Origin of the sequence: Bryobacter aggregatus MPL3, from assembly GCF_000702445.1 — a bacterium.
Lineage (GTDB): Bacteria > Acidobacteriota > Terriglobia > Bryobacterales > Bryobacteraceae > Bryobacter > Bryobacter aggregatus.
Window position 1 is genome coordinate 4231891 of the sequence record NZ_JNIF01000003.1, and the last position, 25919, is coordinate 4257809.

Genomic DNA, 25919 nt, shown 5'->3' on the forward strand with positions numbered 1-25919 from the left:
GCCTATGTTAGCTTGGAGAAAATCATGAGCGCGACTCGCGAAAAAGCCCAACTCATGTCGGCCTCCGAGATGGATCGTACTTTGGTCCGCCTCGCACACGAAATTCTCGAGAAGTCCGACGATCTCACCAAACTCGCCTTTGTTGGTATCCGCCGCCGCGGCGTGCCGATTGCGCAACGTCTGGCCAGGAAGATTTCTGAGCTGGAAAAGACCGATGTGCCGGTTGGCATTCTTGATATCAATCTCTATCGTGACGATCTCACCACCGTCGGGGCAAAACCGGTGATTAACGCCACCGAAATCAATTTTGACATCAACGGTCTCGATATTGTTCTGACCGACGACGTGCTGTACACCGGCCGAACGGTGCGTTCAGCGCTCGACGCTCTGTTCGATCATGGCCGCCCGGCCCGGGTGCAGTTGCTGTGTCTGATTGACCGCGGTCACCGTGAATTGCCGATCGATGCGCGATATGTTGGGCGCAATGTGCCGACAACCTCGAATGAGATCATCGAAGTGAAACTGAATGAGATCGACGGGATGGAAAAAATTTTGCTCGTCGAAAAGGTATAACCATGACAAAAGGCCTCCTCGACATCGAGGCCCTGGACCGCGCGGAGATTGAGTCTCTTCTCACTCGTGCCGTAGACTTCCAACCGCTCCAAACCCAACGGGACAAACGTCTGGATTTGCTCGACGGCCGCCTTGTCGTCAATCTCTTCTTTGAAGCGTCTACCCGGACCCGCATCAGTTTTGAGATTGCAGCCAAGCGTCTGGGTGCAGATGCGATCTCCATTAGCGCGCAGGGTTCCAGTGTGTCGAAGGGCGAAACTCTTCTCGATACGGTGAGTACTTTGAGCGCGATGAAGCCGGATGCGATTGTGATGCGCCACGCGGCCTCAGGAGCGCCTCACTTCCTCGCCCGCCACCTGCCCACGATCCCGATCATCAATGCCGGCGACGGCCAGCATGAACATCCAACACAGGCATTGCTCGACGCGCGTACGATTCTTGACAACCGTGCGTCTCTCGAAGGGCTGCGTGTGGCGATCATTGGAGACATCCTGCACAGCCGGGTGGCACGATCAAATATCCACCTCTTGTCGAAGTTCGGCGTTGACATTGTCCTTTGCGGGCCTGCGCCGCTGGTGCCGCAGGATCTGAAGCACATTGCTCCTGGTGTCTCGATTACGCACGACATCAAGCAGGCGCTTCGTGATACAGACATCATCATGATGCTGCGGGTGCAGCTCGAGCGGCAGAACGAAACGAATTTTCCTGCCGGCGAGTATTCGCGATTCTACGGGTTGCGTGCCGAGAATCTGGCGCTCGCCAAGCCGGATGCGATCGTGATGCATCCGGGCCCGATGAACCGCGGGCGAGAAATTTCTACGGAAGTCGCTGACTCCTCGCGTTCCGTGATCCTGAGCCAGGTGGAGAACGGCATTGCCGTCCGCATGGCAGTCCTCGAAAGGGTATTGCAGTAAATGGCAAAGCTTCTCATTCGCAATGGAAGGGTGATCGACCCTGCGAATCGTATCGATCGCGTTGCCGACGTTCTTCTGGCCAATGGCATCGTCCGCGGGGTAGGGGAGAATCTCCCGTCGCGCGGAGCCGAAGAGTTCGATGCAACGGGCCTGATCGTGGCTCCTGGTTTTATCGACATGCACGTGCATCTTCGCGAACCGGGTTTTGAAAGTTCCGAGACGATTGAATCCGGCTCCAAGGCTGCGGCTGCTGGCGGCTTTACCAGCGTCTGCTGCATGCCGAATACCAGTCCGGTGAACGATACCGCTCATCTGACGCGCTATATCATTGAGCGAGCCAAGCAAGTGGCGAAGGTCAATGTCTTTCCCATTGGCGCGATTACAAAAGGCAGCGCAGGCGAAGAACTAGCTTCGATTGGCGCGATGCAGGCCGCCGGTACTGTTGCCATCTCTGATGACGGCCGCCCCGTGATGAACTCGCGCGTGATGCGCCGCGCCATGGAAATTGCAGCCAGCTTCGACATTCCGGTGATCGATCATTGTGAGGATCTGAATCTGTCGGCCGGTGGCGACATGCACGAAGGCCTGGCCTCACTGCGCTATGGTTTGCGCGGCATTCCCGCCTGTTCCGAGGATGTCATGGTTGCCCGCGACATTCTGCTCGCAGAAGTTACCGGGGCTCGCTTTCACGTTGCCCATCTGTCCACGACCAACGCAATTGCCATGGTGGCGGAAGCAAAGCGCCGTGGACTGCGCGTCACCTGCGAAGTGACGCCTCATCATTTTGCGATTCATGATCTGGAGATCACGCCCTATGACTCCAACTACAAAATGAAGCCGCCCATCCGTTGCTCGCACGACGTTGCGGCCATGATTGAGGGCATTAAGGCCGGCTACATTGACGCCATTGCGACCGATCACGCCCCGCACAGCGTTACGGACAAGATGCAGGAGTTTGAGCGTTGCCCCTTCGGGATTCTCGGGCTGGAAACTGCGATCGGTCTTTCTTTGGAATGCCTGGTCCACCCCGGACACATCACAATCGAGCGGATGATTGAACTCTTCACGACGGGTCCCGCAGGGATTCTTAAACTGAACCGAGGCGCGCTCACGCCGGGCTTGCCTGCGGATGTCACGCTGTTGGATCTGGAATCAAAGTGGACTTATGACGTCAATAAGTCCGCCTCGAAGTCGCGAAATTCCCCATTCGATGGGAAGGTTTTTAGAGGGCGGGCCGTCGGGACGATAGTTTCTGGTGAGCTGATCTGGCAGGCTTGATCGAATCACGCCACTGTTTCAGCCACTGTTTATACTCAAGTACTAAGCCACCATTCGTCGCAATCAATTGCCCTCGGATGGTGGCATTTGAATTTGCGGTGGTCTCCCGGGAGTAAGGACCGACAGGGAGTAAGCCGTCGCGAACCGATTTCTCGAACTGAGCCGGGCTCAGCCTCTCTGCGAGTGCAACGGCCTCGTCCGCATCCTGCCGCAAGCTATCGAGAAATCGCGTGTGACGGACTTTGAGATTTTCTCCCGTTTCGCCGCAGGTATCACCGTCAGCGAATAATACTCCGAGAACCTGGCCTTCAGCTCGGGTTGGAAACTCGAGGCCGCTTGAAAACACTTCATCTACCGGTCGAACCTTGGAGGATGAAAAGGATGTGCCATAAGAATCTGCGCGCCAAAGTTGGTCGTGGAAACGGCCATTTGCGAAGAAAAAGCGAATTACGCCTGAAGCAGAAAGAATTCCGGTCCCACTCAGGTCGCGAACCCGGATACTCCCCCCTCGAATCGATCTTTTGCCAACCCAAATATCGCCGCTAACGTCCAGTTTGCACAGCATTTTCTGGGGAGATCGAATGGCCATGGGAGAGCGACTTTCATCCGGAAGCGCTCCCGTCCCTCCAAACTGTGCATGGAGAGACACTACTCCTAGGAAAACAGGAATGAGCATAGTACCTTTAGGGTACTATGCCGTCAGGTATAGGGAATAGCGTAAGAACCCTAGTTGGGAGATCGAGTTCTCTTAGTTTCGAGGCGCCAGACCGTCCCCGGGCTTTGGGGTAGGGAAGGGATAGACATTCGGCACGATGCTGACCTCTGTAGTAAAGGTGTGAGGATTCGGGCTTCCATTTTCGTAGCTCAGTTCGACAAAAAAGGCGGTATACCCGGAGCCTGGCTTGGGGACACGGGCGACGTAACGGCCTTTGACGAGCGAAACCTTCTCTGATTTCCATTGCGGACCGGTAGTAGTTAAGCGGAAGTCCCGTGCTTTCGGGTTGGTGATGCTCCAGAGCTTTGCTTCCTTGGGCTGCTCGACTGTTTTGACTGCGATCGCACCGTTTTTGCGATCGATCTTCCAGGACAGATGAGGTCTCGATTTCTGGTTCACGATGGAATCGACAAAGGCGGAGAGGCTTTGAGCCACTCCGGCCGGTTCGAGGCTGTGACGAGTATTGGGCATATAGCGGATGTGGTTTTCGCCCTTCAGCTTGGAGTAGTAGAACTGCGAGCTATCCGGGACAAAGAAATCGTCGCCCGCAGAATTGATCAGCAACTTCGGCATCGTCAAGCGATCCCGGTACTCGAAGGGTTCCTCAATTTTCATGAGCGACTGGAAGCGTTTGGTGTTAAACCAATCGGGAATCCGGCTGTCGACATAATCCTGAATCGCGGGCGCCCAGAACCCGTAAACGCGATAGTGGTGCATGAAGTTGGGCACTATATTCAGAAGGTCGATGACCATTGGGGCGATGGCTACGACGCGCGGATCAACTGCCGCGACGGTCCAGGTGGTCCAGCCACGTTTGGAGGCGCCGCCGACGATGAAGCGATTGACGTCGATCGCGCCGCCTGCCTGTGATTTCAAATAGGCCGTCACCGTATCCATGGCGCGCACTCCGGCCTTGGTCATCGGCAGGCGGAGTGGCCACTGGTCGTCTCCTCCCTTCAGGTATTTCTCCCAGGTGTAAGCGATAATGCCGTCTTCATTGCGCGGCCGGTTTGTTTCGTCAAGAAAGCTCAGGGGCTCGCTTGGAATCTGGCGTAGTTCGGCAACGATCACGCCGTTGTCTTGCGCGATCTTCAGCATGAGCGGATTCGGATTGGGTTTGTTTCCGCGATTGTTTCCGCCGTCGATCCAGAGCAGGGCAATGTTGCTTTTCACGTTGGCGGGCCTGTAGATCTGGATAAAGTGCTTCCAGACCGGCTTGTCCACTTCTTGTGCCGTACGCCAGGTCTGGCTGGTCATCTCGAGCAGAGAAACAGAAACGCCGCTCACACTCGAAGTGCCAGCGGCGTTCCATTGGTAGCTTGGATCGGGAGTCTTCACATAACGATCGAGCGCGGTATCGGCGCCAAACGCAGTAAAGACAAGAAAAAGACTAGAGAGTAGCCGGGTTGGGTGCTTCCGGATCGAGTCCGAGATCGCGAATCGCTTGGGCAGCCGCATTGGCATCCATCTTACCTTCTCGCGCGAGGCGAGAGAGGGCTGCGGCGGCAATGGACTCTGCGTCGATTTCAAAGAAGCGGCGCAAGTGAGCCCGATTCTCAGAGCGGCCAAAGCCATCGGTCCCAAGAGCCGTGAGCCGGCCATCGAGCCAAGGCGCGAGTTGATCAGCGAGCACCTTCATGTATTCGCTCGAGGCGATGATGGGGCCATGCGATCCGTCGAGCACCTGTTGCACCAGGGGACGGCGCGGAGTTTGGTTGGGATGCAGACGGTTCCAGCGTTCCACTTCGATGGCGTCGCGGCGCAGGTTGACATAGCTGGTTACCGACCAGACATCGGCAGCGATGTTGAACTTCTGGGCAAGAATTTCCTGCGCGCGCAGTGCTTCATTCAGCATAGGGCCAGAGCCCCAGAGCTGTACACTCGCCTCGCCGTGGGTGGACTTGCGCAGCTTGTAGATGCCGCGACGGATACCATTCTCGATGTCCGGAATGTCCGTCGGCATTGCGGGCTGCGGATAGTTTTCGTTATAGGCCGTGATGTAGTAGAAGATGTTTTCGCGATCCTGGTACATCCGCCGGATGCCGTCCTGGATGATGACCGCGAGTTCGTAGGCGTAAGCCGGATCGTAGCACTGGCAGGTGGGGACGACGCTGAACAGCACATGCGTGTGACCGTCCTGGTGCTGCAAGCCTTCGCCGTTCAGGGTGGAGCGGCCGGCGGTGCCGCCGATCATGAAACCCTTGCCGCGAGCGTCGGCAAATGCCCAAACTTGATCGCCGACACGCTGGAACCCGAACATCGAATAGTAGATGTAGAACGGGATCATCGGCGTGTTCAGATTCGCGTAAGCCGTGCCGGCAGCGGTGAAGCTGGCCATTGAACCGGCTTCAGTGATGCCTTCTTCCAGAATCTGGCCATCGCGCGATTCCTTGTAGTACAGGAACATATCGCTGTCGACGGGCTTATAGAGCTGGCCTTGGCTGGCGTAGATGCCCACCTGGCGGAACAGCGACTCCATGCCGAAGGTACGTGCCTCGTCGGGGACGATGGGCACAATATACTTTGCGATCGCCTTCTCTTTGAGGATGCTCTTGAGGATACCGACAAAGGCTGCCGTCGTCGAAGCAGGACGGCCGGCAGAGCCACCGAGGGATTCGGCAAAGGAGTCTATGCTCGGCGCGGTGAGCGCCCAGTTCCCTTCGTTGCGGGAAGGAACGGGACCGCCCATCGCGGCGCGCTGCTTTCGGATGTACTGCGCCTCTGGAGAATTTTCGTCAGGCTTATAGAAGCTGGCCGTCATTGCGGCTTCAGCAGGAACCGGAATGCTGAAGCGCTTGCGCACATACTCCAGTTCCGTTTCGTTGAGCTTCTTCTGGTTGTGGGCGACGTTCTTGCCTTCGCCCGCTTCTCCCATGCCGTAGCCCTTGATCGACTTCATGAGGATGACTGTCGGGCCGCCGCGGTGGGCGTAGGCGCGGCGCAGGGCGTTGTAGACCTTGACCGGGTCATGGCCGCCACGCTTGAGATTGGCGATATCGTCGTCGCTCAGGTCGGCTACGAGTTCGGCGAGTTCGGGATACTTTCCAAAGAATTCGCTGCGGGCATAGGCCGGGCCGCGGACCTTGAAATTCTGATATTCACCGTCGACGCATTCGGCCATGCGCTTGGTGAGGATGCCGGTCTTGTCTTTGGCAAAGAGCGGATCCCAGTTGGAGCCCCAGAGGCACTTGATCGTGTTCCAGCCCGCGCCGCGGAAGGCGCCTTCCAGTTCCTGGATGATCGAGCCATTGCCGCGCACCGGGCCATCGAGACGCTGCAGATTGCAGTTGATGATGAAGATGAGATTGTCGAGCTTCTCGCGCGAGGCCAGCGTGAGCGCGCCGAGGCTTTCCGGCTCGTCCGTCTCGCCGTCTCCACCGATCATGATGACTTTGCGATCCGTGACCGGGATCAGACTGCGATTCTCGAGGTAGCGCAGGAAGCGGGCATGGTAGATCGAATTGATCGGACCGAGGCCCATCGAGACGGTGGGGAACTGCCAGAAGTCCGGCATCAGCCATGGATGCGGGTAGCTGGACAGGCCTGGCTTGTCACGCAGCTCGTGGCGGAAATTCATGAGGTGTTCTTCGCTGAGCCGGCCTTCGAGGAAGGCGCGGGAGTAGACACCGGGAGAGGCGTGGCCCTGGTAATAAATGAAATCGCCGGGCTGCGTCGAGCCGTCGGCTGCCTGGATTGAGCCGCGGAAGAAGTGGTTGAAGCCGACTTCGGAGATCGAGGCGAGTGAGGCAAAGGTAGAGATGTGTCCACCAATCCCGTCGTCATACTTATTGGCGCGTACCACCATCGCCATCGCATTCCAACGCACGTAGGACTTGATCCGGCGTTCGATCTCACGATCGCCTGGATACGGAACCTCCTCTGACACGGGAATCGTGTTCACATAAGGGGTGTTCTGGCGCATGGGAGCCGTCACGCCAAGTTGCGCGGCGCGAGACATCAGCTGTTGGAGCAGTTCGCTCGCTCGCTTCTGTCCCGCTTCATCAACGACCTGGTCGAGGGCCTCCAGCCATTCGGAGGTTTCTTGTCCGGCTGCGTCGACTGGAATCTCTGGCTTGGTGGTAATCATTGCTAAAGGGAATCTAGCTATTAATTTAACTTGTTGGAGGATCGGATGGGGAGTCGAATCCTGCCAGGAAGATGGATTCTTTCGATTGGGTGCATCTTTTCGGCCGGGAGCGTGTCTGCTCACGAGGTGGCATGAGTGCTTTCGGATGCCAAGGAATCAGGTTGCTGGCATCCAGGATCGATAAAACAAGAATGGAGCCAAATGTTTTAGAGGGACTGTTGACAGGCAAGGGAATCCTTTGGTGTAATTAAGAAGTCAGCGCGTTCCTCGGTAGCTCAATGGTAGAGCATTCGGCTGTTAACCGAAGGGTTGTAGGTTCGAATCCTACCCGGGGAGCCAAAGATTCTAAAGGGTTTACAGCCCAAACTACCTGCCCTTCTCCCCATCCAAAACAGCGATTGTAGGGACTTTTGTAGGGACACTCCTTCAAAACGAGTATCAACGGATCCACATGGTGGGTCCGTTTGCGTTTGATACGGACTTGCGTGGCGGCATTCGTCTTCCTCTGAAATTGCCATGCGTTCCACCACCCCGCTCCGATGTGGGCGAACGGATTGGGAACTCATCTGTCGTCGTCCTGACTTGCGGGCGGTCTCCGGACCGTTTGCTTGGCTCGAGCTTCCGGTTTATTTCGGCTCTCCCGTTGGGGCTGTTCGGTGGCTTGGGATTCGGTGCTAGCGTTCTGCTGTTTCAGCCAGATTTGTTGCACAGCATCGCGCTTGGTTTGCATGCGGATGTGGCTGTAGTGCTTCACCATTTGAGGACTGACATGGCCTGCAAGGTCCATAATCGTTTGATCGCCGACCCCGCTCTCGGCAAGCTCAGTGATGAAGGTGTGGCGCGCGTCATGCAGTCGCCCCTTAACGCCGGCGCGTTTGCGTAGGTTCGTCCATGCGGTTTTCAAGGTGGTGACCGGGCGGGTCGGGTCCAATTTATTCGAGCGGCCCCCGGGAAATAGATACCAATCCGGAAGAATGGAGCCGAATCGCGCAACAAACCATTCTCGGCGTTCCAATAGCGCATTTTGGAGATCAGGGTTGATTGGGATGGTCCGTCCCTCGCCTGCCGCCGTCTTGCTCCTCCCTACCGTCAGGTACAAGTTGTCAAAGTTGATGTCCATCCAACGAAGGTGGCGGATTTCGCCAGCCCGCATACCGGTATTCTGCGCTATCACAATGCACAGGCGAATATGCGGGGACCGAGCCTCATTTGCGGCCTGAACGAGCTTTCGCTTCTCTTCAGCAGAATATGCCTTTGCTTTGCTCTTGGATACCTTTAGTTTCAGGGTCTTTTCTTTCTTGAGACGGTTGCGGATGATCGTTCCGCGGTCGCCTAGAAGTCGGAGCAAAAAGCCGACTTCCTCGTTCACCGACTTTGGCGCGGCCTTCTCGAGGAGCCGCGTGTCTTGGTACTCGGTCACCGCTCGTTCGTCGATATCCACTACCATCCGTTCGCCGAGAAGGCGCACTACGTGTCCAACGGCGTATTTCGCGAATGTCGCGCTTTTGTGCCGGAGTCCATAGCTAGTCAGGTAGTCCGCAGCCACTTGCTGGAGCGTTTGGATCTGCAGATGACGGACGTCCTCGACGCTGTTGAACCCCTCTTCAAGCTCGCGTCGCCGCTTTACCTCAGCGAGTTTCGCCACGGACTTGCTGGTTGCCTTAGTCGATTCCTGAATTCTCCGACCTGCGAACCAGAACTCGTACCACCAGACTTTCCCACGTTTGAACAAGGACATTCGCTACACCTCAGGACGCGAACTTCTCGCGTCGTGGCCTTGCTGTTTGCGGTTCCTTCTTGCCGGAAAGTCCTCCACTGGGTAACCCAGCCAACCATTCTTCGAGATCGCGTACCGAGTAGCGAACAAGGGACCCAACCTTGACATATCGGGGTCCTCGATTCTCGACACGCCAGCGGCGCAAGGACGCCAGGCTCACTCTCAATTCCTGGGCCACTTCTCTTTCCGTAAAATAAACAGACATGTCCACCTCCGTCGATCCAGGCTCAAAGTTGGGAGCGGAAGGCCCGCTTGCCCTGGGATTCTTTTAGCCCGAAAATGCTTCACGACAAAGCGACTTGCCGAGCAGTCGTGATGCTTGAAGAGGAATCCCGGAATGGGGTCGTAACGGACGGTAGCGTGGCTAAGGTGATGTTTGTTCGAAGGACACGAATGCGGAGGATTGAAGGGCTATACCGGCCTTGTCGGTCAAATTGGTTCGCCTTTGTTCAGTTTCGTGGCTTGTCTCCACGCCCTTGCGGTCCAAACTGGATCCGCGTGAGCCCATCACCGACGACAGTGAAGGGGCCCCAGAAGTATGGCGTAGCATTGGGGCCGAGGCGACGGCGCATTTCGAGCTTGGCTAGGCGCAGGGCGTCGCTGACATCGCGTCCGGCGGCCAAGTTCGCGTAGAAGCGCTTCATCAGAGCCGCAGTGAATGTGTCGTCCACTTCCCAGAGGGTCGAGACGATGGACCGTGAGCCGGCGTACAGGAAGGCGCGAACGATATTGGCAACGCCCTCCTGGCCTTGGATGCGACCGGCACCGGTGTCGCAGGCGGACAACGTCACAAGGTCAGCGTTGAGCGGGAGCGATTCAATCTCCCGGACCTGGAGTAATCCGTCTTCATGAGCCGCGGCGTCAGAACCGAACACGAGGGCGGAACGATCTGGGAACTTGGAGTCGGCGACTCCGTGAACGGCCAGATGCAAAATCGAAAATGACCGGAGCGGCTGGGATTTGAGGGCCTTCTCAGTCGCGGCCCGTCCATCCAAGACCACCGACTTAGGGCCGGCGAGAGCAGCGATTGCTGCGATCTCATCTGCGGTCGACGGTAGGGCCGTGATACCGCTGCCGGTGGCATCGAACATCCCGCGCGTTTCCCGCGTGGTGTTTGGAGAAGGTCCACTGGCGGGGTACGCCACGTTACCAACTGCAAGCAGGCGTGCGGTTTGAGTCGTGATGGGGCGATTAGTACGAATCAGATGGAGGACGGTCGCGGAGGGCGCTACTGAAATGACCTTTTGATCTCCCAAGTAACCAGTGCGCCCGGATGGGAGGGCATCAAACGGCGTGAGGTGAAGCATTCCGTCAGGGACTAAGATCACCCGCTTACTGCCCAAGATCTCTGGGATGGGCCTGAGCAGTTCGGATGCCAGCGTCACGCCGGAAGGCGCTGCAGACGACTCCTTATTCTTCAACTCACCGTGAAATCGTTGGGCCAGCCCATCAATCGTGGCTTTGCTCGCCAGCTTCTGAATGCGAATGGCAGCCTTTGAAATGACGACGGCAAACGATGCTGGATCTGCCAGCACGTATTCGACGATCAACTCGTCCTCGCGCATGGTCTTGCGTAAGGCATCGAGCGAAACCGGATCGCCCCGAAGAAATTGGTTGAAACGATGCTGATCGAAGTGGAGTGGTGACAACGCCTCTTCGGCCAATGCCAGTTGGTTGAGAAGCTCTTTTCGAATCCGGGGCGTTGCTGCTTGCTGGAGGCGAATTTGCAGAGCGGCGATTTGGCGCTCCGCTGGCGCTTTCGTTCCCTGAGGAGTGGACTGCTGTGTTGGCAAAGATCGAAGGGCGTCTGCCGCGGCACGACCTCGGGCGCGCTCCAGGATCTCGAACGCACGCTGGTTGTCTTTCAGCCCTTCTACGGCGAGCGCGAAGTGCCCAACATAGACTTCGCTCATGGCGGCCACTAGAGTGCTGCGAAGTCTTGGGCTCGGTACGTTCACCAGCATGGCTTCGATGAGGTCGCCCGCTTCTTCGTAAAGTGAATCCGCCTCGGATATCTTGCCGCTGTTCACCTTGATCGCTGCCGCCGAAGCGAGGTGCCGTGGCAAGACGTACATGTCCACGAGCTTCCTCGCCGCGACGACTGCTTCCGAAGCAGCCTCGTCCGCCTTCTTTGAATCGCCCATTTCGCGATAAATGGCACCCAGGCTGAGCAAGGCAGCAGCTCGGGGACGAGGCATCTCGAATCGTTCAGCCGATCGGACGGCCTCCGTGAGCAACTCCACGGCTGTGGGATAGTCCTTGCTTCTGGCCGCGCTTCCAGCGAGCGCGAGTAGAATGTCCGCACGATATACGTTCATTTCCGTTTCTTCGACGAAGCGGATTGCCCGCTTCAGGAAGTCCTGCGCTTCGCGCGTTCGTCCTAATGCGTTCAGGGCGGAAGCCTTCCCCATGTGTGCCATCAACGGGAAGCGCAGGTCCGGATTCTTTTGCGAGAGGTCCAAGGCTTGGTCGAAGAAGCGGAGGGATCGATCATACTCACCCAGTTCCGACAGACCCACTCCGATGAGCGATAGAGCGCGAATCTGACCCGCAAGGTCGCCCACGGCCGCCGCAGACTGAATCACCTTGGTCATGATCCCGCGGGCCTCCGTGCTCTTGCCTTCCAGAAAAGAGATGATGCCCAGTTCGCCCTGAATTCTCGTAACCCACCGCGTCTCTCCGATAGTGTTGGCCAACTCCAGAGCAGTTCGCCATGTGCCGGCGGAAAGAAGTGGGTCGATACTCAGGTCGATGGTTGCCTTGACGATCAGGCAGCGGAGGCGGACTTGAGGATCGCTGACTACGATGGGGTTTTCGAGTTCCTTCGCCAGTTGCTGACTGACCTCGGGGTAGGAAATCCGATCTGCGTCGGCGCGCAAGCGGCTGATACGGGCAAGGGCGGCATTCCGAAGATCGCCCTTCGCTTCGAACAGAGCTTCCGCCTTTTCGTACAACGGCCGGGACTTTGCCCAGTTGTCCAGCCAGTAGAGCCGCTCCGCTTCAGCGAGCAGGGCGTTCGGATCATCCGATTGTGCGACGAGTATCGGCGGCCACACAGCGAAAACCAAGATCCCGAGACAACAAACAGCTGAGGCAGCCATGCGCCTTGGATTCAGAACGGCCATAAATGTAGTTCCTCCGAGAAAACTCTCTGTTCAGGTCAAAGACTGGCGGCGATCTTGGCCCCCTCCTCCAACTGCAAATCCCTGCCGTCCCAAGCGGCTTCGGGAGAGAATGGCACCTCGAAGTCAGGCTCGATGCCGGTGCCTTCGAAGCACCTTCCTTCCCACGTAATGTAGTTGCTTACCGGGATGGTAAGCCGGTAGTCCTGCTGGATCGGGAAGGAACTCCATCCGTAGAGCCGGCCAGCTGTGCGGGTGCCCACTAACCGTGCCAACCCGTGGTCCTTTGCGAAACCTACGACGATCTCGGCGCCGCTTACGGTGTGCTCGTTCGCCAGCAGTACGACACGGCATTGACACTTGGGAGGCTTCAAGCCCTCGGTGACGACGACGATGGACTTGTCCGCAAACTTGAAGCGAACCGCAAGCCCGATGAGGGCGAGCTTATTCGTCGGAATGCGACGGAACTGTGCCAGTTCCTCCCGGCGATAGCCACGTTCTGCACGCGGACGAGTCAAGCTGTAGCCGACCGGCCTCTTGTCCGGCGTCAAGTAGCTCATTAGCCGCAAATTCGCGGAACCGCCCCCAGGATTCCCACGAAGATCCACCACGAGCGAGCGGCATTCAGCGAGTGTTTGGACGGCGGCGTCGATGTCTCTGGCCATGTCTACCCCGACCAATCCAGGGAATCGAGTGATCTTCAGATAGCCGACGCCATTTTCGAGCAAGGCCGTGCGAACAGAGTTGCGGCGCGCCTCGTCTGGCGGGAGCGCTTGCGGCACGATGCGTTCCTCGTTGCCGTTGCGGCGCCGGATCAGAATCGACGCCGGAGCGCCTGCAGGAAATCGCACTGGCTCCGGTGGCGCTACGGGCTTGTCGTTGACGGCGAGTAGCGTGTCACCCGGCTTGATCTGTGCGGCAAAAGCTGGCCCGTCCTCCTGGACATCTTCAAAGACCCAGGCGCCGTCATGTGGATAAAGCGTGGCCCGAAGCACATGGTGTACAGGAAACTTTGCACGACTGCGATGAAAAAATCCAACCGGCTGGACTGCGAGTTGTTCGAGCAAGTTTTGGACACGTGATTCGAAATCAACCGGGTTGGTGGCTTGCAAGATGCCTTCTCTGGCCAGTTGGACAAGAGTTTGCCAATTGCGGCCATTGAACTTCGGGTCGAAAAACCTTGCCTGAACCGTGGTGGCAATCGCTTCGAGCAGTTGTTCTCGAACCGCTCGTGAGAATTCGGGAGCGTCAGTCGTCATGGGGCCTCCTTGGGGACCAAAGCAATCGGATACTCTCTCCAGGAAGATCCAACCCTTCGAATCGCGAGACTGTAGTTGCCTGGAGCCACAGAGGACAAATCAATTTCCACGCCGAGCACTTCAACATAGTTCTGCAGCGTCGCATTCCCGCTTGATGACACCACGGATTCTCCGGACTTGCGCAGCAGCGCCACATCGTAGCGACCGTCCTCGCTTCCGACGGGCAGGTGGACGGAAAGGGTGACTCTGGCGCATGGCAAAGAGCCCACTTGCGGTCGATCTCCCGCTGCCGGAGAATCGCTCCGCGCCACGCCCAACTTCGTGAGGTCCACGACGGCGGCCACCACGGGAGCTGACCGTTCCGGCAGCTTGGCGATGATCGGCACTGGAGGATTGGGCCGAGCCACATGTGGACGCATCGGCTGTAAGAGTACAACCGCAATCAACACGCCAGCGGCCATGGCTACAGCGCTGTAAAGGATTCGGACGCGCCGCTTATGCTGGGCCCGAAACTCCGAGTAGCTCTTGAAGCACCGCGGACAAACGCCGACGTGATCTACGAGGGAATCAGCATCCGCTAAGCGAATTCGGCGTCTTGCCAGATTCCTCAAATCTGTGCAGGACGGGCATTGAGTTGTGTCGAGTTGCGAGAGGTTTGCCTCAAGCAGCGCGGCGACACTTTGCAGCAGCTGTCGCTCCTCACGCGGAGTGAAGCTTTGATCTGGATCCATCATTTTCATGGTGCGGATGCCTCCTTGCGGGCCCGCTTCTTTTGGGCGGCGGATAGCTCATCCCGTGCCTGCTGAACTCCGTAATAGAACCGTGATTTCGCCTGCTTCTCTGTAACCCCGAGTTGCCCGGCAATTTCTTTCCACGAGAAATCCAGGAGTCGGTAGTTGAGAATGCGGCGAATCGGCTCAGCAGTGAACGGGAGCAGGGCTTGCAGAATCATCCGGTTCTCGAAGAGCTTGAACCAGTCAGCGGCGATCGGCTGGTGGTTGAGTTCGAGGTCGTTGGGGCTGCCTTCGTAGCGGATCCGGCCATTACGCTCAGCCAAGGCCCGGACACGATTTACATATGCAGTCTTGTAGTACGCGGCCAAGTTCGTCAGAACTGCTGGTTCGGCACGGAGGCGCTTGGAAACTTCGATTGCCACGAACTCGACGATCTCAAGAGCGCCGGCACCATCATGCAATTCATTTCTGGCAAATCGAAATGCCCAATGCCAGTTCTCGCTAGCAACCTTTACGACCCTTGCATCCAGCAGTTGCTTGCCCTCTTCATCGTCGCGAAGCCAGAAGGGTGGAATCACTTCCAAGTCGAAGCTATCAGGGCGATTATCGTGGTTTGCTGCCATGAGAACCCCTGCCGACCTTTGGCCGACGTACTAGAGGAATGCCGACTGAGTCTGCCCCTCTACTCAATAGAAGATCCGGGCAGCCCAAAAAGTCCCAAAACTTTTTTCCAGTTACTTGCTAGTCATCCGCGGACTGAATTGTCACTGTAACACTGGCCATCCAACACCGGTTGCGCATGAGAATCGGACCTTTCGCCTGAGTCAGGACTTCTAGTGTTGTGGGCAGCTTATTGGCAAAGTTTGCCGGCGTTGAGCACCACACGGCTGATGTCGCCCTGACTGAGAGGCAGTCGGAGCGCAGGAACGGCAACTGAACAATGTAAAGACTGAACAGGTGGTAGTCATGTCGAAGGGACCTCCCCCCCAGCGCCTTTCTTCCCCCGGGCACTCTGGTTTCCCGACACTCGATGTCCGCGCGCGTCTTCAGGCGCACCCGGAACGAACAGTGACGCTGCGCCAAGTACTCGGAAACGGAGTTTACGTCTCCACAGCCGGTGATCCGGCTAGTCAAGATCTGCTGAAGGGCAATTGGACAGCCGAAGACGATGATCTGTTGCGCTCACAGTACCCACTGGGGAAAAAGGCCGCTATTGCTGCCATCTCGGCAATTCAAGCGCGGCATCCAGGCTTAACCCGGCGCGAGATCGCCAAAAGAGCGCGGGCACTCGGGCTTCGGTGCACGGATGAAGTGCGGCGGCGCGATTGGGATGGCGGTACCGACCTGGTGCTACTGTCGCTGGTTCATCAGCCCAAGGAGATCATCGCCAGGCGCCTCGGGCGATCCGTGGAATCCATCGTGGCGCGGTTGCGCCGGCTGGGGAAGTCGGCTGACTTCTTTGGTGGCTTCAAGGCCAAAGACTTGGCGGGCGTACTTGAGGTATCGGAAGCCGATGTCCGTCGCTGGCAGCGGAATGGGTGGTTGCGGCGGCGGCGTGGTCGCATCACAGAGGCGTCCTTTTCGGCATTCTGCAAGGAGCATTCTGAGGAAATTCCCTTCGGCGTTTTGGCGCCGGAAACCCAGTATTGGCTGGTATCGGTGCATGGCTACCCAAAGGGTTCGCCACAAGCGATGGCGGCCGGCGCTAAGGGCTAACGACGAACTCGTCAGCCTGCTGCAGCCAGACCTGAAAGGGCGGGATCTGAACATGGTCCAGGCAGGCGTCGAAGTACGCCTTGATGCGGATGGTGCGGAGATGGTTCATCGCGGCAGCCTTCACGCGCTGCGAATCTTCGTGCCCGGCCAGAAGGTAAGCTTCCATTGCACTGCGGAACCTTGCCACAGCATCCGCGTCGTTGCTCGGTGGAATCGGATGATTCGTAAGGAAGCTCGGGCAGCGAGATTCGATTTTGTCTTGCAGGGAGCTTTCTTGGTCACCGACTGCCAAAAGCAGAACTGCCCAATAGGAGAAAGCGATTGCCTCAATGGCTTCGTCCAGAGTGGCCGGGGGAATCTCAAAGCTCGGTGCCGGAGCGGTCTTCCACCATTCGGTGAACTCGGGGTAGTGGGTTGGCCGCTTCTCAGACCACTCACTCACGGATCGCTCCATATGCAGCCAGATTTGCTCCGAACGAGGGTCCAGGCCGGAGTAATAGTGGGCCGCCTCGATCCATCCGCCAGCTTTAGACTCTGTGAACACGAACTGCTCGGACCACGCAAGAAGGTCTGTCCACAGCGAACCCAGATCGTGATTGCCCCTTTTGCGCATCCCAGATCCAGGGCAGCGTCCCTCGATGGAGGCAAGCACTGAGTCAGGAATTGAGCCTTCGATCTCAATGATTGCTCGTGTCCAAAGTGAAAACGCCCGGAATTCCAGAACGCGATTAACCTCTGCCGCCAAGCCCCTCCATGAGACTCTCAGCGACTGCTGAAGCATTCGTTCGGAAAGTTCGGTCTGGGAATCACTGCCTCGGTTGGACCGCGCTGATTCGTTCTTGCCCACTCCCATCGAGTATGCATGGCTTTGGGAAAAAGCGGCAATCCCTCGGAGAAAATCGATTCCGATATTACCCACGGACACTACAAGGGATCGACATTTTTTGACCATGGCCGCGAAGGCTGTTCCCGGCGTCAGCAGGCAAATGCGTTAGGCATTCAACTCCCGTCATTGCAGAGGTTTAGCGCCGCCACCGTATCCCTGAGCGGCGCGATGACGAACTGCCGAGCCGTCACGTTTGCCAATTGTTGAAAAAGCGAAGCGTCCCTAGGATGCCAATCAAGACCCCCATTGAGGAGCCGGTTGAGAGGCATGCGAAATTGGACGACATCAGAATCCCGATTGGTTGTTGCATGGGCCAAGGAACCGGAAGACGTGCGACGACCCATTGAAGCGTTGGCGAATGAACTGGAGCGGACTCCGGAGGCAATCAAGGAGTTCCTTCGGCGTAGACTCCCGCGCGACCAGTGGCCGTGGCAGACGAAGCCACGATGGAACCGGCACGAGCGCGATGCGATTGAGCGCGGGCAGAACCCAAATGGCCGCACCCAGGCAGCGTTTCGAAAGCACAAGCAACGAGTTGAGAAGCGAATGGATGAACTGGAGCATCAGCCGCTAACAGTGAAGCAAGTTGCGCACGATATCGGCCGCTCCCGCACGACAGTGCAGCGATTGCTGAAGAGTGGCTACCTTCGTCGGTTCAAGGGAGGAATCGCCGAGTCCTCGTTTGAGGCCTTTCTCCGGGAGCATCCCCACTTTGTACCCTATACAAAGTTGCCGCCGGCCCACAGGGAATGGCTGGTGCTGAATGGGTTCCCAGACCCATCGGCTTCGGTGAAGGTGCCCAGTGTGCGGGGATTGTTGGAGTGAACATTCATGCTTCTCCGTCAATCGACGGATCGCCGACGATCCTGGACGGGATTGGTAAAAACTATGCCGTTTCCCGTGAGTAGACTGAAAGTCATGCGAAGCCTTGGAGCGCTCCTGCTGGTGTCAATGTGCGCATCAGCGCAACCCGGCGACTACAACATCCTTTATTCAAGTGGCTCAGATGTATTCACTCGCGAACCAAACGCTTTACTGGTTGAAGCGGTTCGGAACCGCAAACCGGGACGCGCATTGGACGTCGGAATGGGACAAGGGCGCAATGCGCTCTTCCTTGCCCGGAACGGTTGGGACGTTACCGGGTTCGATTCCGCCGACGAGGGAATTCGGCAAGCCAAATTGGAAGCCGCACGCCTCGCTGTCCGACTCACTGCAGAAGTCAGTACCTTCGAAGCCTTTGATTTCGGCACGGAAAAGTGGGACCTGATCGTCTTGACGTACGAACCGACCAAAGCCATCGCGCCGAGGGTAGCCCAGGCGTTGCGGCCTGGTGGCATTGTCGTTGTGGAAGACAGGCATCTAGACACCAGACGAGTTTGGCCAACCGGAACATTCGGAAACAACGAACTGCTTTCATTATTCAGCGGGCTTCGAGTCATCAAGTACGAGGACGTCTGGGCACGGCCGGATTGGAGTGTCAAGAAACTCGAAGAGCGCCTAGTCAGGCTGGTTGCGGAGAAGCCGCCTCCGAAAGCGGCGGGCTGCATCTGGGAAGGCAGAGCGGTCGCTGCAGGTGCTAGCGTTTGTTGGGACACCGCGTTGTTGCGCTGCGGGGCTGATGGATGGAATTTCACCCGCGAGAAGTGCCCTCGGTGAATCGTGGCGGTTGTGTCATGCCGACCTTCGTTCAAATCGCGTGGTGTTGAGCTATTCATCCCGAACGTTCGATTCGTCAATTGCCGGATCGCCGGACGATAAGGGATTTACTGCTCAATCAAATCTTCGCCGTTTTTCGCGAGTTTGGATTTTCATCTGGCCGAACTACACTAGAATCATGAGCTTTGCCCACGGGTCCTGATGGCACGAGTCCGATTTGTGCTCTGCGGAATTCTGCTATCAAGTGCGATTCTCTCTTGCGACTCCTCACGGGGAACGCGAATGCGGCGCGAGCGTCTCGAGTCGGAGGCACGAGCGTTGGCTGCGTTGAAGCACTTCTCCGGTTCGGTCCTCGTAGCGGAGGGAAACAGCACCCTGCTCGATGCGTCATTTGGCCTCGCCGACTCCGTCTCGGGAGAGGCAAACACGACCAGCACAAAGTTCCGGATCGGATCCATCACCAAGCAATTCACCGCAGTACTAATCGAGCTTCTTCGCGAGGAAGGAACACTGCGGCTTACCGATCCTGTCTCGAAATACATCCAAGGGAGCCCGGTTGCTTGGGCGGGCGTTACGATTCATCAGGCTCTAAACCACACGTCGGGAATTGCCGACTTCACCGACGATCCGAGATTTGAGCAGTGGTCGTCCACCACAAGGACGCCCGCTGAGACCATTGCATTCTTCCGCGAACGACCGCTCGAGTTTCCGTCAGGGAGCAAGTTTCAATACAGCAATTCGAATTACATCCTTCTGGGTGGGGTGGTGGAAACGGCAAGTGGAAGACGATTTGGAGACCTGCTGAGAGAAAAACTCCTGATCCCCTTGCGCATGATTGACTCAGGCTTGGATGAAGGCGACCAACTTGATTTGACCCGCCGGGCAAAGGGACATGTGCTGACGAATGGAGCCCTGCGCCCCAGTCTAAGCCCGGTCTCGGCGGCTTGGGCCGCGGGCGGGATGTATTCTACGACCGGCGACCTGTTGCGGTGGGTGCAAGGCCTCTTCGGACTCCGGGTTGTCTCTGATGAGTCGCTTCGACAAATGACAGGAGCGGGACGAATCGACTACGCTTATGGCTTCGCCTTGTCTGTCTTTCAAGGCGAGCTTCTGGTTTGGCACGACGGCAGTATAGATGGATTCTCAGCGTACCTGAGCTACCTCCCGGCACGAGGCATTACCGTAATCATCCTAAGCAATGTTGAGAACGACGAGGTCGTTGATTCGATGCACTCAGGCCTTCTGGCGGTGGCGCGAGAGTAGGCTCTCCCCTTGTCGCGCAGTGTAGCGCAATGCCGGCCGGATCACGCACGATTCGTCGATTGACCGATCGCCGACGATGGGGGCAAGATCAATAAACACTACTCCGCTGATCATGGGTTGATTGATTCACGGAAACTGCGGAGAAATGGCTCCTTTACAGAGACTCCGGAGTATCTGTTCGCAACCGCATGGAGAGCCCCGGCGAATTCACACGGAGTGATATAGAATCTCTATATCGATGTCCTACAGCTATGACAGAGCCATCTCTTGAGCTCCTTAAAGGTACGCTGGATCTCCTAATCTTGCGGACACTGGAACTGCACCCGATGCACGGCTCCGCCATCGCGGAGCGTATTGCTCAGGTTACGCACGGCGCCTTTCAGGTCAAGGCTGGATCGTTGTTCCCCGCACTTCATCGCCTCGAACAGGAGGGGTCTATCACGGGCAGTTGGCAAGAGTCTGCGTTGGGTCGCCGGGTCCGGACGTATACCCTGACCCCCGACGGCATCAAGCAGTTGTCCGCAGAACAGAAGACCTGGACACGGATTGTTCAGGCAATGACCGCACTCCTGGAGTCAACCTGACATGCGAATCGCCAGAGGGTTGAACCGGCTATTTGCGAACCTGTTTCGCAGACAGGATGCCGATAATTCACTTGACGCCGAAATCAGGGACTATGTGGAGGAACAAACCAAACGGCTTGTTGATTCTGGCATGCCCGCCGACAAAGCGCGACGTCTGGTATTGGTGGAAACAGGAGGGATTGATTCCATCAAGGAAGGTGTCCGGGACGTGTGGATTGGACGAGGAATTAGGACAACGGCTGATGACGTTCGCTTTGCGTGCCGCTGTCTGATGCGAGCACGCGGGTTTGCGACGATTGTGATCGCGACCATGGCGCTCGGAATGGGCGCGACCCTGACGATGTTTAGCCTGATGCGCGGGGTAATGTGGCGCCCGTTGCCTTATCCAGAACCCGACCGAATTGTCACGATTCAAGTTGATGCAAGGAGCGTTGCCAACGCGGGTGCGGCACTTGGCGAAGTGCTCGACTTGAAGGAACGTAGCCATTCTCTCGAACAGGTTTCGATGCTTGACACGGGCACGGCGACGCTCACGTACAGAGGCGAGTCCGAGCGCGTGACGCATGCGGGTGTTTCCGATAATTTTCTTCCATTGCTGGGCGCACGACCGACCCTCGGAAGGCTTCTTGATTCGCGACTCGACAACCCTAAGTCGGCGCCGTCCGCCATTCTCATCAGCGGCGAACTTTGGCGGCGCCGCTTCTCCTCAGATCCCCGCGTCATCGGAAGAACCGTACGGGTTGATGATCAGGACGTGCAAATTGCCGGGGTCCTTGCGGCAGATTTCCGCCTCTTCCTGCCACCGGCCGCCAGCGCCGCAGAGGAAATCGACGTCTGGTTTCCCTTTGCTATGAGTCCGACCCGGCAGTACCGAGGGATCCCCATCCTCGCGCGGCTCAGGACCGGCGCTACTCTCAGTGAAGCGAACGCTGAGTTGCAAACGATCGCGTCTCAGTTTCAACAGGAACATCCGCTGTATTATGCCGGCGCTACAGGATGGCAAGCAGCTCAACTCGATCGCGAATTGAGTAACAGACTCCGGTTTACAGCGGTGCGCTCCAGGAGGCAGTCACACGCGATGCCCGGCCAAAGTTGATTCTGTTAGCGAGCGTCGTTGGATTTGTGCTTTTGTTGGCGTGCGCGAATGTCGCTAACCTTTTATTGGCCAGAGGCACGGTTCGACAGCGGGAATTTGAGATCCGCTCCGCGCTGGGTGCGGGTAGCGTCAGGATTTCCCGGCAACTGCTCACCGAAAGTCTCCTGCTCGCGGTTCGTATCTTCATGCGTTGGTCTGATTCTGGCGCGCTTTGCACTCCAAGTCATCGCCAGCGCTAGCGCTTCTCAGGTTCCCTTGCACTCAAGGATCGCACTCGATACAGAGGTGGCAATCTTCGCTGTTGCCTTGGCCGTGGTTACGAGCCTTCTTTTCGGACGCTGCCTGCGTGGCGCTCCTCATCAGTCCACTCGCCCTCGCGGCAAACCGTGCACAGACACGAAGACCAGTTCGCGGAATCTGCAACGTACGCTGTCGTGATCGAGCGCCCTGTCGATCGTGCCCCTGGCTTGCGGTGGCCTCATCCTACGGTCTTTCTGAACCTCCTGGACGCGCTCCGGATTTGACCCTACCCACGTCGTCACCCACCCAGGTACCCTTCAGCCTGCGTCTCTACCCGAAAGCCGAAGCAGCAGTGGACGTGTCAGCGCGAAGTGATGATGGAGTACGAGCTATCCTGGTGTCAAGCAGTGAGCGCTGCTGGACCTTGCCCTCTCTCCCAACCAACAGAAGCCGCCGGTCGGGCGTGTCGACCGAGCGGACGATCCGCCGATCCTGGCAACCCAACAGGGAGCCATGCCTGGATATCTTGGAGTGGTTGGACGCCTTTGCTTGCAGTCGTGACCTTTACGGAGCGACGAGTGACATCGTCATCCGTAAAGTCACGACCTGCAAGCAAAGGCGTTCCAACCACTCCAAGATATCCAGGCATGGCTCCCTGTTGGGTTGCCAGGACGGCGGATCGTCCGGTCGGTCGACACGCCCGACCGGCGCTTCTGTTGGTTGGGAGAGAGGGGCAAAGGTCCAGCAGCGCTCACTGCTTGAACACCAGGAATAGCTCGTTACTCCATCAATCACTTCGCGCAATGACCGTCCACTGCTGCTCGGCTTTCGGGTAGAGACGCAGCTGAAGGGTACCTGGTGGTGACGACGTGGGTAGGGTCAACATCCGAGAGGCGCGTCCAGGAGTTCAGAAATGACCGTAGATGAGGCCCGCAAGCCAGGGGCACGATCGACAGGGCGACTTCGATCACGACAACGGTACGCTGCAGATTCCGCGAACTGGTCTTCTGGTCTGTGGCACGGTTTGCCGCGAGCGAGTGGACTGATGAGGAGCGCCACGCAGGCAGCGTCCGAAAAGAAGGCTCGTAACCACGGCCAAGGCAACAGCGAAGATTGCCACCTCTGTATCGGTGCGATCCTTGAGTGCAAGGGAAACCTGAGAAGCGCTAGCGCTGCGATGACTTGGAGTGCAAGCGCGCAGAATCAGACCAACGCATGAAGATACGAACGCGAGCAGGAGATTTCGGTGAGCAGTTGCCGGGAAATCCTGACGCTACCCGCACACCAGCGCGGAGCGGATCTCAAATTCCCGCTGTCGAACCGTGCCTCTGGCACATAAAGGTTAGCGACATTCGCGCACGCCAACAAAAGCACAAATCCAACGACGCTCGCTAAACAGATCAACTTTGGCCGGGCATCGCGTGTGACTGCCCCTGGAGCGGCACCGCTGTAACCGGAGTCTGTACTCAATTCGCGTCGAGTTGAGCTGCTTGCCATCCTGTAGCGCCGCATAATACAGCGGATGTTCCTGCTTGAAACTGAGACGCGATCGTCTTGCAACTCAGCGTTCGCTTCACTGAGAGTAGCGCCGGTCCTGAGCCGCGCGAGGATGGGGATCCCTCGGTACTGCCGGGTCGACTTCATAGCAAAGGAAACCAGACGTCGATTTCTCTCGCGGCGCTGGCGGCCGTGGCAGGAAGAGGCGGAAATCTGCCGCAAGGACCCCGGCAATTTGCACGTCCTGATCATCCAACCGTACGGTTCTCCGATGACGCGGGATCTGAGGAGAAGCGGCGCCGCCAAAGTTCGCCGCTGATGAGAATGGCGGACGGCGCCGACTTAGGGTTGTCGAGTCGCGAATCAAGAAGCCTTCCGAGGGTCGGTCGTGCGCCCAGCATGGAAGAAGAATTATCGGAAACACCGCATGGCGTCACGCGCTCGGACTCGCTCTGTACGTGAGCGTCGCCGTGCCCGTGTCAAGCATCGAAACCTGTTCGAGAGAATGGCTACGTTTCCTTCAAGTCGAGCACTTTCGCCAAGTGCGCCCACCCGCTTCGGCAACGCTCCTTGCATCAACTTGGATCGTGCCACTCGTCGGGTTCTGGATAAGGCAACGGGCGCCACATTACCCCGCGCATCAGGCTAAACATCGTCAGGGTCGCGCCCATTCCGAGCGCCATGGTCCGCGATCACAATCGTCGCAAACCCGCGTGCTCGCATCAGACAGCGGCACGCAAAGCGAACGTCCATCAGCCGTTGTCCTAATTCCTCGTCCAATCCACACGTCCCGGACACCTTCCTTGATGGAATCAATCCCTCCTGTTTCCACCCATACCGACGTCGCGCTTTGTCGGCGGGCATGCCAGAATCAACAAGCCGTTTGTTTGTTCCTCCACATAGTCCCTGATTTCGGCGTCAAGTGAATTATCGGCATCCTGTCTGCGAAACACAGGTCGCAAATAGCCGGTTCAACCCTCTGGCGATTCGCATGTCAGGTTGACTCCAGGAGTGCGGTCATTGCCTGAACAATCCGTGTCCAGGTCTTCTGTTCTGCGACAACTGCTTGATGCCGTCGGGGTCAGGGTATACGTCCGGACCCCGGCGACCCAACGCAGACTCTTGCCAACCTGCCCGTGATAGACCCCTCCTGTTCGAGGCGATGAAGTGCGGGGAACAACGATCCAGCTTGACCTGAAAGGCGCCGTGCGTAACCTGAGCAATACGCTCCGCGATGGCGGAGCCGTGCATCGGGTGCAGTTCCAGTGTCCGCAAGATTAGGAGATCCAGCGTACCTTTAAGGAGCTCAAGAGATGGCTCGTCATAGCTGTAGGACATCGATATATGCAGATTCTATATCACTCCGTGTGAATTCCCGGGGCTCCTCCATGCGGTGCGAACAGATACTCCGGAGTCTCTGTAAAGGAGCCATTTTCCGCAGTTTCCGTGAATCAATCAACCCCATGATCAGCGGAGTAGTGTTTATTGATCTTGCCCCCATCGTCGGCGATCGGTCAAATCGACGAATCGTGCGTGATCCGGCCGGCATTGCGCTACACTGCGCGACAAGGGAGAGCCTACTCTCGCGCCACCGCCAGAAGGCCTGAGTGCCATCCGAATCAACGACCTCGTCGTTCTCAACATTGCTTAGGATCGATTACGGTAATGCCTCCGTGCCGGGAGGTAGCTCAGGTACGCTGAGAATCCATCTATACTGCCGTCGTGCCAAACGCAGAAGCTCGCCTTGAAAGAAGACAAGGCGAAGCCATAAGCGTAGTCGATTCGTCCCGCTCCTGTCATTTGTCGAAGCGACTCATCAGAGACACCCGGAGTCCGAAGACGGCCTTGCACCACCGCAACAGGTCGCCGGTCGTAGAATACATCCCGCCGCGGCCAAGCCGCCGAGACCGGGGCTTAGACTGGGGCGCAGGGCTCCATTCGTCAGCACATGTCCCTTTGCCCGGCGGTCAAAGTCAGTTGGTCGCCTTCATCCAAGCCTGAGTCAATCATGCGCAAGGGATCAGGAGTTTTTCTCTCAGCAGGTCTCCAAATCGTCTTCCACTTGCCGTTTCCACCACCCCACCCAGAAGGATGTAATTCGAATTGCTGTATTGAAACTTGCTCCCTGACGGAAACTCGAGCGGTCGTTCGCGGAAGAATGCAATGGTCTCAGCGGGCGTCCTTGTGGTGGACGACCACTGCTCAAATCTCGGATCGTCGGTGAAGTCGGCAATTCCCGACGTGTGGTTTAGAGCCTGATGAATCGTAACGCCCGCCCAAGCAACCGGGCTCCCTTGGATGTATTTCGAGACAGGATCGGTAAGCCGCAGTGTTCCTTCCTCGCGAAGAAGCTCGATTAGTACTGCGGTGAATTGCTTGGTGATGGATCCGATCCGGAACTTTGTGCTGGTCGTGTTTGCCTCTCCCGAGACGGAGTCGGCGAGGCCAAATGACGCATCGAGCAGGGTGCTGTTTCCCTCCGCTACGAGGACCGAACCGGAGAAGTGCTTCAACGCAGCCAA

General features: G+C 57.5%; 21 protein-coding genes and 1 tRNA gene. 12 read left to right on the top strand and 10 right to left on the bottom strand.

Annotation, left to right across the window (positions count from 1 at the left end; translation table 11 throughout):
- Positions 1 to 24: 24 nt before the first annotated feature.
- Genes pyrR through M017_RS0119525 form a run of 3 tightly spaced genes read left to right on the top strand, consistent with a single transcriptional unit; the run spans position 25 to position 2765 of the window.
- A complete protein-coding gene (gene pyrR / locus M017_RS0119515; RefSeq protein ID WP_031499839.1) occupies positions 25 to 573 on the top strand; it encodes a bifunctional pyr operon transcriptional regulator/uracil phosphoribosyltransferase PyrR in 549 nt (182 codons plus the stop codon).
- 2 nt (positions 574 to 575) lie between these two features.
- On the top strand, positions 576 to 1487 hold the full coding sequence (locus M017_RS0119520) for an aspartate carbamoyltransferase catalytic subunit (RefSeq protein ID WP_031499840.1): 912 nt from the start codon (positions 576 to 578) through the stop codon (positions 1485 to 1487).
- Positions 1488 to 2765, top strand: a complete 1278-nt coding sequence (locus M017_RS0119525; RefSeq protein WP_031499841.1) for a dihydroorotase — start codon at positions 1488 to 1490, stop codon at positions 2763 to 2765.
- 748 nt (positions 2766 to 3513) lie between these two features.
- Here M017_RS0119525 and M017_RS0119530 read toward each other — a convergent pair.
- The gene (locus tag M017_RS0119530; protein WP_051670525.1) at positions 3514 to 4938 is read right to left on the bottom strand and encodes a PhoPQ-activated pathogenicity-related family protein; all 1425 of its coding nucleotides are present in this window, start codon (positions 4936 to 4938) and stop codon (positions 3514 to 3516) included.
- On the bottom strand, positions 4871 to 7567 hold the full coding sequence (aceE, locus tag M017_RS0119535; RefSeq protein WP_051670527.1) for a pyruvate dehydrogenase (acetyl-transferring), homodimeric type: 2697 nt from the start codon (positions 7565 to 7567) through the stop codon (positions 4871 to 4873). Before aceE ends, M017_RS0119530 begins: the two co-directional genes overlap by 68 nt.
- A gap of 264 nt (positions 7568 to 7831) precedes the next feature.
- Here aceE and M017_RS0119540 point away from each other — a divergent pair.
- Positions 7832 to 7906, top strand: a tRNA-Asn gene (locus M017_RS0119540).
- 223 nt (positions 7907 to 8129) lie between these two features.
- Here the strand turns inward: M017_RS0119540 and M017_RS0119545 are convergent.
- The 6 genes from M017_RS0119545 to M017_RS0119570 all read right to left on the bottom strand — a co-directional run bounded on the left by M017_RS0119545 (position 8130) and on the right by M017_RS0119570 (position 15082).
- The gene (locus M017_RS0119545; RefSeq protein WP_031499844.1) at positions 8130 to 9305 is read right to left on the bottom strand and encodes a tyrosine-type recombinase/integrase; all 1176 of its coding nucleotides are present in this window, start codon (positions 9303 to 9305) and stop codon (positions 8130 to 8132) included.
- A 10-nt stretch (positions 9306 to 9315) separates the two neighbouring features.
- Positions 9316 to 9549, bottom strand: a complete 234-nt coding sequence (locus tag M017_RS30790) for a helix-turn-helix transcriptional regulator (RefSeq protein ID WP_080507955.1) — start codon at positions 9547 to 9549, stop codon at positions 9316 to 9318.
- A 244-nt stretch (positions 9550 to 9793) separates the two neighbouring features.
- The gene (locus M017_RS0119555; RefSeq protein WP_162179983.1) at positions 9794 to 12400 is read right to left on the bottom strand and encodes a CHAT domain-containing tetratricopeptide repeat protein; all 2607 of its coding nucleotides are present in this window, start codon (positions 12398 to 12400) and stop codon (positions 9794 to 9796) included.
- Between the two features lie 104 nt (positions 12401 to 12504).
- Positions 12505 to 13725 carry a S41 family peptidase gene (locus tag M017_RS0119560; protein WP_031499847.1) on the bottom strand — a complete coding sequence of 407 codons (1221 nt, stop codon included), beginning with the start codon at positions 13723 to 13725 and terminating at the stop codon, positions 12505 to 12507.
- Positions 13722 to 14186 carry a hypothetical protein gene (locus M017_RS29465; protein WP_155121504.1) on the bottom strand — a complete coding sequence of 155 codons (465 nt, stop codon included), beginning with the start codon at positions 14184 to 14186 and terminating at the stop codon, positions 13722 to 13724. Before M017_RS29465 ends, M017_RS0119560 begins: the two co-directional genes overlap by 4 nt.
- A 275-nt stretch (positions 14187 to 14461) precedes the next feature.
- The gene (locus M017_RS0119570) at positions 14462 to 15082 is read right to left on the bottom strand and encodes a sigma-70 RNA polymerase sigma factor region 4 domain-containing protein (protein WP_031499849.1); all 621 of its coding nucleotides are present in this window, start codon (positions 15080 to 15082) and stop codon (positions 14462 to 14464) included.
- Positions 15083 to 15527: 445 nt separating this feature from the next.
- On the opposite strand from M017_RS0119570, the gene M017_RS0119575 reads away from it, so the two are divergent.
- Positions 15528 to 16175 (top strand): hypothetical protein, encoded by a 648-nt coding sequence (locus M017_RS0119575; RefSeq protein ID WP_031499850.1) that lies wholly within the window; start codon positions 15528 to 15530, stop codon positions 16173 to 16175.
- On the opposite strand, the gene M017_RS0119580 is transcribed toward M017_RS0119575, so the two are convergent.
- Positions 16165 to 17022 carry a hypothetical protein gene (locus M017_RS0119580; RefSeq protein WP_155121505.1) on the bottom strand — a complete coding sequence of 286 codons (858 nt, stop codon included), beginning with the start codon at positions 17020 to 17022 and terminating at the stop codon, positions 16165 to 16167. The genes M017_RS0119575 and M017_RS0119580 overlap by 11 nt on opposite strands.
- A 369-nt stretch (positions 17023 to 17391) precedes the next feature.
- On the opposite strand from M017_RS0119580, the gene M017_RS0119585 reads away from it, so the two are divergent.
- The 7 genes from M017_RS0119585 to M017_RS30450 all read left to right on the top strand — a co-directional run bounded on the left by M017_RS0119585 (position 17392) and on the right by M017_RS30450 (position 22946).
- A complete protein-coding gene (locus M017_RS0119585) occupies positions 17392 to 17886 on the top strand; it encodes a helix-turn-helix domain-containing protein (RefSeq protein ID WP_155121506.1) in 495 nt (164 codons plus the stop codon).
- Between the two features lie 6 nt (positions 17887 to 17892).
- On the top strand, positions 17893 to 18717 hold the full coding sequence (locus M017_RS27990) for a class I SAM-dependent methyltransferase (RefSeq protein ID WP_080507957.1): 825 nt from the start codon (positions 17893 to 17895) through the stop codon (positions 18715 to 18717).
- Positions 18718 to 18999: 282 nt separating this feature from the next.
- Entirely contained in the window at positions 19000 to 19980 is a 981-nt protein-coding gene (locus tag M017_RS0119595; RefSeq protein WP_051670529.1) for a serine hydrolase domain-containing protein, read from the top strand.
- 251 nt (positions 19981 to 20231) lie between these two features.
- Positions 20232 to 20564 (top strand): PadR family transcriptional regulator, encoded by a 333-nt coding sequence (locus tag M017_RS0119600; RefSeq protein WP_031499855.1) that lies wholly within the window; start codon positions 20232 to 20234, stop codon positions 20562 to 20564.
- Between the two features lies 1 nt (position 20565).
- The gene (locus M017_RS0119605; protein WP_031499856.1) at positions 20566 to 21660 is read left to right on the top strand and encodes an ABC transporter permease; all 1095 of its coding nucleotides are present in this window, start codon (positions 20566 to 20568) and stop codon (positions 21658 to 21660) included.
- A 26-nt stretch (positions 21661 to 21686) separates the two neighbouring features.
- Entirely contained in the window at positions 21687 to 21899 is a 213-nt protein-coding gene (locus tag M017_RS30795) for a hypothetical protein (RefSeq protein ID WP_420313856.1), read from the top strand.
- A 924-nt stretch (positions 21900 to 22823) separates the two neighbouring features.
- The gene (locus M017_RS30450; RefSeq protein ID WP_272945397.1) at positions 22824 to 22946 is read left to right on the top strand and encodes a hypothetical protein; all 123 of its coding nucleotides are present in this window, start codon (positions 22824 to 22826) and stop codon (positions 22944 to 22946) included.
- A gap of 2457 nt (positions 22947 to 25403) precedes the next feature.
- Here the strand turns inward: M017_RS30450 and M017_RS26925 are convergent.
- A partial coding sequence (locus tag M017_RS26925; RefSeq protein ID WP_162179984.1) for a serine hydrolase domain-containing protein occupies positions 25404 to 25919 on the bottom strand: 516 nt, incomplete at its 5' end.

What these genes read in the sequence shown, in the direction of transcription:
- aceE (WP_051670527.1), bottom strand. Translation starts at nt 7,567, where the DNA reads ATGATTACCACCAAGCCAGAGATTCCAGTCGACGCAGCCGGACAAGAA.
- M017_RS0119545 (WP_031499844.1), bottom strand. Translation starts at nt 9,305, where the DNA reads ATGTCCTTGTTCAAACGTGGGAAAGTCTGGTGGTACGAGTTCTGGTTC.
- M017_RS30450 (WP_272945397.1), top strand. Translation starts at nt 22,824, where the DNA reads ATGAGGCCCGCAAGCCAGGGGCACGATCGACAGGGCGACTTCGATCAC.
- pyrR (WP_031499839.1), top strand. Translation starts at nt 25, where the DNA reads ATGAGCGCGACTCGCGAAAAAGCCCAACTCATGTCGGCCTCCGAGATG.
- M017_RS0119530 (WP_051670525.1), bottom strand. Translation starts at nt 4,938, where the DNA reads ATGCGGCTGCCCAAGCGATTCGCGATCTCGGACTCGATCCGGAAGCAC.
- M017_RS29465 (WP_155121504.1), bottom strand. Translation starts at nt 14,186, where the DNA reads ATGGCCGCTGGCGTGTTGATTGCGGTTGTACTCTTACAGCCGATGCGT.
- M017_RS0119600 (WP_031499855.1), top strand. Translation starts at nt 20,232, where the DNA reads ATGACAGAGCCATCTCTTGAGCTCCTTAAAGGTACGCTGGATCTCCTA.
- M017_RS0119520 (WP_031499840.1), top strand. Translation starts at nt 576, where the DNA reads ATGACAAAAGGCCTCCTCGACATCGAGGCCCTGGACCGCGCGGAGATT.
- M017_RS0119605 (WP_031499856.1), top strand. Translation starts at nt 20,566, where the DNA reads ATGCGAATCGCCAGAGGGTTGAACCGGCTATTTGCGAACCTGTTTCGC.
- M017_RS0119525 (WP_031499841.1), top strand. Translation starts at nt 1,488, where the DNA reads ATGGCAAAGCTTCTCATTCGCAATGGAAGGGTGATCGACCCTGCGAAT.
- M017_RS30790 (WP_080507955.1), bottom strand. Translation starts at nt 9,549, where the DNA reads ATGTCTGTTTATTTTACGGAAAGAGAAGTGGCCCAGGAATTGAGAGTG.
- M017_RS0119570 (WP_031499849.1), bottom strand. Translation starts at nt 15,082, where the DNA reads ATGGCAGCAAACCACGATAATCGCCCTGATAGCTTCGACTTGGAAGTG.
- M017_RS0119595 (WP_051670529.1), top strand. Translation starts at nt 19,000, where the DNA reads ATGCGGCGCGAGCGTCTCGAGTCGGAGGCACGAGCGTTGGCTGCGTTG.
- M017_RS27990 (WP_080507957.1), top strand. Translation starts at nt 17,893, where the DNA reads ATGCTTCTCCGTCAATCGACGGATCGCCGACGATCCTGGACGGGATTG.
- M017_RS0119560 (WP_031499847.1), bottom strand. Translation starts at nt 13,725, where the DNA reads ATGACGACTGACGCTCCCGAATTCTCACGAGCGGTTCGAGAACAACTG.